Raw genomic sequence first — 6,118 nt, 5'->3', positions numbered from 1 at the left:
TCAATGCTGTTCAATGTGGCAGTTACTGAACAAGGTTCGCCGCTTCATGGAAACCGTCAGCCCGTTTCCCAGTGGAAAACATGGACAGGCAAAAGTGTAGCGGTATTAGGAACAGCTATTTAGCGTATCTCTCCAATAGGCTCTACATCAGGACGCCCTGACGGTGATGAAACCACTATATACTCAAATGATACCGGTAATAATGGGTTTTATGGTCACGCTTTACTCGATTCAGCCAATGTGAAAATTATTTTGTGATGAAGATCACGTTGTGTTGTGCATGGGGAAGAACGGTGCAAAAAGTGCGATATCGGTCCGGCGGTAACGGGCGATATTATCTAAAATAATAATGGAAAAAATAAAAATTAGTTTGGGTTTTTTAAATATTGATCTCTGTAGAAAAATATTATTTTTAAGCCGATAAGGAAAGCATGGTGCTATTAACCATGGACCGTGACGTGTCTTTTATCACTGCGTAATCTTGATTATTTTTAGTGACGTTTTTTTAATGGGTAATAAGGAAAACGTAGGGTTGTTTCATCATTATTTGTTGTTGGATTGCTATGTTGGCTCGGGCATTGTACTGGTGACTATCCTGTCACCGCCACACAGACAGCGCTGGTTTTCTTTGTTACACTAAGGGACCGGCCAACAATATTTCAATCGATTGAAAATGAAGAAGAAAAGACCAGGTTTGCAAGATGTGGCCAATCGTGTTGGCGTCACTAAAATGACCATCAGTCGCTACCTGCGCGATCCGCAGAAGGTATCGGCGGCACTGCGTGACAGCATCGCCGCTGCGCTGGATGAGTTGGGGTACATTCCCAACCGGGCACCGGAGATTTTATCGAATGCCACCAGTCGGGCGATTGGTGTTCTGCTTCCTTCATTGACCAATCAGGTGTTTGCCGAGGTATTGCGCGGCATTGAACGCGTGACGGATGCGCACGGTTACCAGACGATGCTGGCACACTATGGTTACCACGCCGAGCGCGAAGAGATGCGCCTGATGTCACTGCTTTCCTACAATATTGATGGCCTTATCCTCTCTGAACGTTCCCATACGGAGCGCACACGCAAGATGATTGAAGTGGCGGGCATCCCGGTTGTTGAAATCATGGACAGCGAGTCGCCCTGTATCGATCTGGCGGTGGGATTTAACAACTTTGAAGCGGCCTACCAGATGACTCAGGTGCTGTTGGCCCGTGGGCACCGTTTTCCGGTTTATCTCGGCTCGCGTCTGGATGAACGTACCTTTATCAAGATGCAAGGGTACGAACAAGCGATGCGTGATGCCGGGTTGACGCCGCGAGATGTCAGTACCGATCGCCCCTCGTCGTACAGCCTGGGCGGTGAACTGATGAGAGAAGCGCGTGAGCGCTACCCGGAGACCGACAGCCTGTTTTGCACCAACGATGATATCGCGATCGGTGCGGCCTTTGAGTGTCAGCGGCAAGGATTGTGTATCCCCGATCAAATGGCGATCGCCGGTTTTCATGGACACGATATTGGCCAGTCGATGGAACCAAAACTGGCCAGTGTGCTGACGCCACGTGAACGCATGGGGCAGGTGGCCGCAGAGCGACTGCTGGCCCGGTTGCGCGAAGAGGTTGTTACCCCTCCACGGTTGGATTTGGGCTTCACGATCCTGCATGGCGGCAGCATTTAAGCCGTTAGCGACGAGAAACGACACCCGCGTTGCGCAATGCCGCCAGACCACGAGCGACAACCTCATCAAAGGTGCCATCGATATCGATACTCACCACGTCAGTTTCATCTGCCGCTGGCTCTTCCAGCGCATCGAACTGGCTTTTGAGCAGATCGGTAGGCATAAAATGCCCGGCGCGCGCTTTCAGACGTTCCAGAATAACGTCAAAGCTGCCCTTCATATAAAGGAACAACATATCAGGATTGCCCTGACGCAGACGATCCCGATAACGGCGCTTTAAGGAAGAGCAGACGATCAAACCCACTTCATTTTTGTGGCGCAGGCTGTAGGCCGCATCGTTAAGGTGCTCAAGCCACGGCGCGCGATCGTTGTCGTCTAAAGGCTGGCCGCTTGCCATTTTCTGAATGTTGGCGCGCGGGTGCAGATCGTCGCCATCAATGAATTTAGCGCCCAGCGCATTTGCAATAGCCGCTCCAGAACTGGATTTACCACACCCAGATACGCCCATGATGATGATGCTTTGTCCCACCATAGTTTGATCTCTATCTCAAAATGAATATTTAAGCCCATATGATAGTTTCGCATTTTATCACGTTACCGGTATCATTATGCCGGTAACAAGCAGGGGTGTGACAAAAATCACAGATTACCGATGAAGCTGATGAGGGCGCAAACCGCTACTCCGACGCGTCAGGCTTTGGCCCCCAAAGCTCGGCAGCTTTCGCTACCAGGTAACAAAAAGAACGCTATCTTGATGTAAAATTAGCATTTATAGATCTGACTGTACTCGTTGACAGCATCTGTACGATTCCTATATCAGAGAATTATTATGCCATTAATCATTGTAACAATCGGGGTTGCCCTGCTGCTGCTATTGATGATCCGTTGCAAATTGAACGGGTTCATTTCATTGATTCTGGTGTCGCTGGCCGTGGGTTTGGCATTGGGCTACACCACCCAGGGTGGGTTTAACGTCAATGGTGTCATCACCTCCATCAAAAACGGGGTAGGCGGCACGCTGGGAAGTCTGGCCCTGATCATGGGCTTTGGTGCCATGTTGGGTAAACTGCTGGCGGACTGCGGCGGTGCTCAGCGCATTGCGACGACGCTTATCGATAAATTCGGTAAGGGGCGCATCCAGTGGGCGGTGGTATTGACCGGTTTCACTGTTGGTTTTGCGTTGTTTTATGAAGTGGGTTTTGTGCTGTTGCTGCCGTTGGTGTTCACCATCGCTGCCGCTGCGCGTATCCCTTTACTGTTTATCGGCGTGCCGATGGCTGCTGCATTGTCCGTAACCCACGCGTTGTTGCCTCCGCACCCGGGCCCGACGGCTATTGCTATTCTGTTCAAAGCCGACATGGGCAAAACCCTGTTGTACGGTACGTTGATTGCTATCCCAACCGTGATTTTGGCAGGACCGGTTTACGCGCGCTTCCTGAAAAGTATCGATAAACCGATTCCTGCTGGATTGCATAACCCGAAAGTCTTTGCTGAGCATGAGATGCCGGGCTTTGGTATCAGCGTATTCACTACCCTGATTCCGGTTATTCTGATGATCGGCCGTGCGGTGGCAGAAATGACGCTGCAAAAAGGTAACCCGGTGTTGGGCTATGCCGAATTCCTGGGCGATCCAGTGATGGCAACGCTGATTTCCGTGGTCGTAGCGATCTTCACCTTCTGGCTTAATCGCGGTCGCACCATGGATCAGGTGATGGATACCATCAACGACTCTATCAAGATTATCGCGATGATGCTGATGGTGATCGGTGGCGGCGGCGCGTTTAAACAAATCCTGGTGGATGGTGGCGTTGCCAAGTATATCGAAACGCTGATGGCGGGCAGTACGCTGTCGCCGCTGCTGATGGGATGGGCGATTGCCGCTGCGCTGCGTCTGGCGCTGGGGTCGGCGACCGTTGCAGCCATGACTGCGGGCGGTATTGTTGCGCCGTTGCTCACCATTACCGGTGTGAGCCCAGAGCTGATGGTGCTTGCCGTCGGTTCCGGTAGCGTGATTTTCTCTCACGTGAACGATCCGGGTTTCTGGCTGTTCAAAGAGTATTTCAACCTGACCATTGGTGAAACTATGAAGTCGTGGTCGGCGTTGGAAACCATTATTGCGGTGTGTGGCCTGATTGGTTGCTTGCTGCTGAGTATGGTTATCTAAACGGTATGTTATGGTTGCCTCCGTTTCGGAGGCAACCGAATCACTTAATGAGACACACTGCGTGATGCGCCTACGCCAGTTTGTGAGCGAACAAACTGCGGATAGAAGCGATCGCGTTCCTGCTTGCCATCCTCTGAATTATCGGTCACGTATTCAATGTGTTGCTCCGCAATAAAAATAGTATTCATGCTCTATGTTCTCTTCATGCATTCAGGCTGGTTTTAAACACCTTTTTTGCATGCCAGACTATGTAGCAATACACTCATTGAATACGTGACCCACATGGTGCATAGCATGAATCCTATTGTTGCACGCGTTACCCACAACATCCTGTCTCGTTCCCACGCCGAACGCAGCCGTTATCTGGCACGGATTGCCGCAACCAAAAAACAGTACACCGATCCGAGCTGGCCTGCGGCAACCTGGCACACGGCTTCGCGGCCTGTTCACCTGAAGACAAAGCCGATTTGAAGAACATGATCAAAAGCAACATCGGCATCATTACCTCTTACAATGACATGCTCTCTGCCCACCAGCCCTATGAACGCTATCCGGATCTGATCAAAAAGGCACTGAACACCGTGGGCGCTGTCGGTCAGGTCGCTGGCGGTGTCCCTGCCATGTGCGACGGCGTCACACAGGGGCAAGACGGAATGGAACTCTCCCTGCTTAGCCGCGATCTGATTGCGATGTCGGCGGCGATCGGCCTGTCACACAACATGTTTGATGGCGCACTTTTTTTGGGTGTATGCGACAAAATTGTCCCGGGGCTGTTTATTGCCGCTCTCTCTTTTGGTCACCTGCCTACCGTTTTCGTGCCCGCAGGCCCGATGCGCACTGGCATCTCCAACAAAGAGAAAGTGCGCATCCGCCAACTGTATGCTGAAGGCAAAGTAGGCCGCGATGCGCTGCTGGAATCCGAGGCCAGTGCTTACCACGGTGCGGGAACCTGTACTTTTTACGGCACCGCCAACTCGAACCAAATGGTGATGGAGATCATGGGGCTACATCTGCCCGGCTCCTCGTTTGTCTACCCGGATATTCCGCTGCGCGATGCGCTGAAAGAAGCCGCTGCACGTCAGGTCACCCGAATGACGGAAAATGCGGGCGATTATCTGCCCGTCGGGCAACTGGTGGACGAAAAAGTGATCGTCAACGGTATCGTCGCCCTGCTGGCGACCGGCGGCTCGACCAACCACACCATGCACCTGGTGGCGATGGCAAAAGCCGCCGGTTTTACCGTCACCTGGGATGATTTTTCTGAACTGTCCGAGGTGGTGCCGTTGCTGTGTCGCATCTATCCCAACGGACCTGGCGACATCAACTATTTTCAGGCGGCGGGCGGCGTATCGCTTCTGGTGCGAGAATTGCTGCGCGGTGGCTTGCTGCACGACGATGTCCATACCGTAGCGGGCTTTGGTCTGCATCGCTACACCCAGGAGCCGTTCCTGGAAGACGGCAAACTGGTCTACCGCGATGGCCCACAGGTGTCGCTGGATGCCGAGGTGATCGCCCCGCTGGAAACACCGTTTGCCAAACACGGTGGCACCAAAGTGCTTTCCGGTAATCTGGGACGCGCAGTAATGAAGACCTCCGCCGTGCCGCAAGAACGACAAACGATTGTCGCACCAGCCGTGGTATTCAACGATCAGAATGATGTCGATGCCGCCTTTAAAACCGGCCGTCTGGACCACGATTGCGTGGTGGTGGTGCGTTATCAGGGACCAAGAGCGATAGGTATGCCAGAACTGCACAAACTGATGCCGCCGCTCGGTGTGCTGATGGACCGAGGCATCAACGTTGCGCTGGTCACCGATGGTCGTCTGTCAGGCGCATCCGGCAAGGTGCCTGCCGCCATTCATGTCACACCGGAAGCGTACGTCGGCGGCCTGCTGGCAAAAGTTCAGGATGGCGACATGATGCGCGTTGATGGCATCACGGGTGAGATCAGTCTGTTGGTGGATGAAGCGATACTGGCGCAACGACATCCAGAACAGCCGGACTTATCCGCTTCCCATGTAGGGATGGGGCGCGAACTGTTTACCGCACTGCGCGAGAACATTACCGGAGCGGAACAGGGTGCCAGCGCAATCCCTTACCGTTAGGCTCAGTTGTATCAACGCAGTGAGATGTCAGGTACGTTTTAAGCACAGATAAACGTGTAACCGTCATTCCGCACCTGATTTTTCTTTTTTCGGGACTTGACAGTATTCTGAAGTTCTGAATTTATTACTGCTTTTTGCAGACCAATCAGCATGAGTACTCCCCACGTTACCATCCGTAAC

5 protein-coding genes and 1 pseudogene are annotated in these 6,118 nt (G+C 52.5%); 4 read left to right on the top strand and 2 right to left on the bottom strand.

Annotated features, from left to right (window positions below):
* Together ACTBDZ_RS14070 and gntR are read left to right on the top strand one after the other, a co-directional pair.
* A partial coding sequence (locus tag ACTBDZ_RS14070; RefSeq protein ID WP_438813920.1) for a hypothetical protein occupies positions 1 to 100 on the top strand: 100 nt, incomplete at its 5' end.
* A 573-nt stretch (positions 101 to 673) separates the two neighbouring features.
* The gene (gntR, locus tag ACTBDZ_RS14065) at positions 674 to 1,669 is read left to right on the top strand and encodes a gluconate operon transcriptional repressor GntR (RefSeq protein WP_438815781.1); all 996 of its coding nucleotides are present in this window, start codon (positions 674 to 676) and stop codon (positions 1,667 to 1,669) included.
* 4 nt (positions 1,670 to 1,673) lie between these two features.
* Here gntR and ACTBDZ_RS14060 read toward each other — a convergent pair whose 3' ends face one another.
* On the bottom strand, positions 1,674 to 2,201 hold the full coding sequence (locus ACTBDZ_RS14060) for a gluconokinase (RefSeq protein ID WP_438815780.1): 528 nt from the start codon (positions 2,199 to 2,201) through the stop codon (positions 1,674 to 1,676).
* Positions 2,202 to 2,498: 297 nt separating this feature from the next.
* Here ACTBDZ_RS14060 and gntT point away from each other — a divergent pair, with 297 nt between their 5' ends.
* A complete protein-coding gene (gene gntT, locus ACTBDZ_RS14055; RefSeq protein WP_438815779.1) occupies positions 2,499 to 3,833 on the top strand; it encodes a gluconate transporter in 1,335 nt (444 codons plus the stop codon).
* 44 nt (positions 3,834 to 3,877) lie between these two features.
* On the opposite strand, the gene ACTBDZ_RS14050 is transcribed toward gntT, so the two are convergent.
* A complete protein-coding gene (locus ACTBDZ_RS14050) occupies positions 3,878 to 4,021 on the bottom strand; it encodes a hypothetical protein (RefSeq protein WP_438815782.1) in 144 nt (47 codons plus the stop codon).
* A gap of 106 nt (positions 4,022 to 4,127) precedes the next feature.
* On the opposite strand from ACTBDZ_RS14050, the pseudogene edd reads away from it, so the two are divergent.
* Positions 4,128 to 5,938 (top strand): annotated as a pseudogene (edd, locus tag ACTBDZ_RS14045) (phosphogluconate dehydratase).
* Positions 5,939 to 6,118: the final 180 nt, after the last annotated feature.

Origin of the sequence: Symbiopectobacterium sp. (assembly GCF_051710365.1) — a bacterium.
Classification (GTDB): Bacteria; Pseudomonadota; Gammaproteobacteria; order Enterobacterales; family Enterobacteriaceae; genus Symbiopectobacterium.
The sequence above is the reverse complement of the archived record's forward strand: the minus strand, read 5'-3'. Positions and strand labels throughout refer to the sequence as shown.

Coding starts and splice junctions, on each gene's coding strand:
- gntR (WP_438815781.1), top strand. CDS start 674: ATGAAGAAGAAAAGACCAGGTTTGCAAGATGTGGCCAATCGTGTTGGC.
- ACTBDZ_RS14060 (WP_438815780.1), bottom strand. CDS start 2,201: ATGGTGGGACAAAGCATCATCATCATGGGCGTATCTGGGTGTGGTAAA.
- gntT (WP_438815779.1), top strand. CDS start 2,499: ATGCCATTAATCATTGTAACAATCGGGGTTGCCCTGCTGCTGCTATTG.
- ACTBDZ_RS14050 (WP_438815782.1), bottom strand. CDS start 4,021: ATGAATACTATTTTTATTGCGGAGCAACACATTGAATACGTGACCGAT.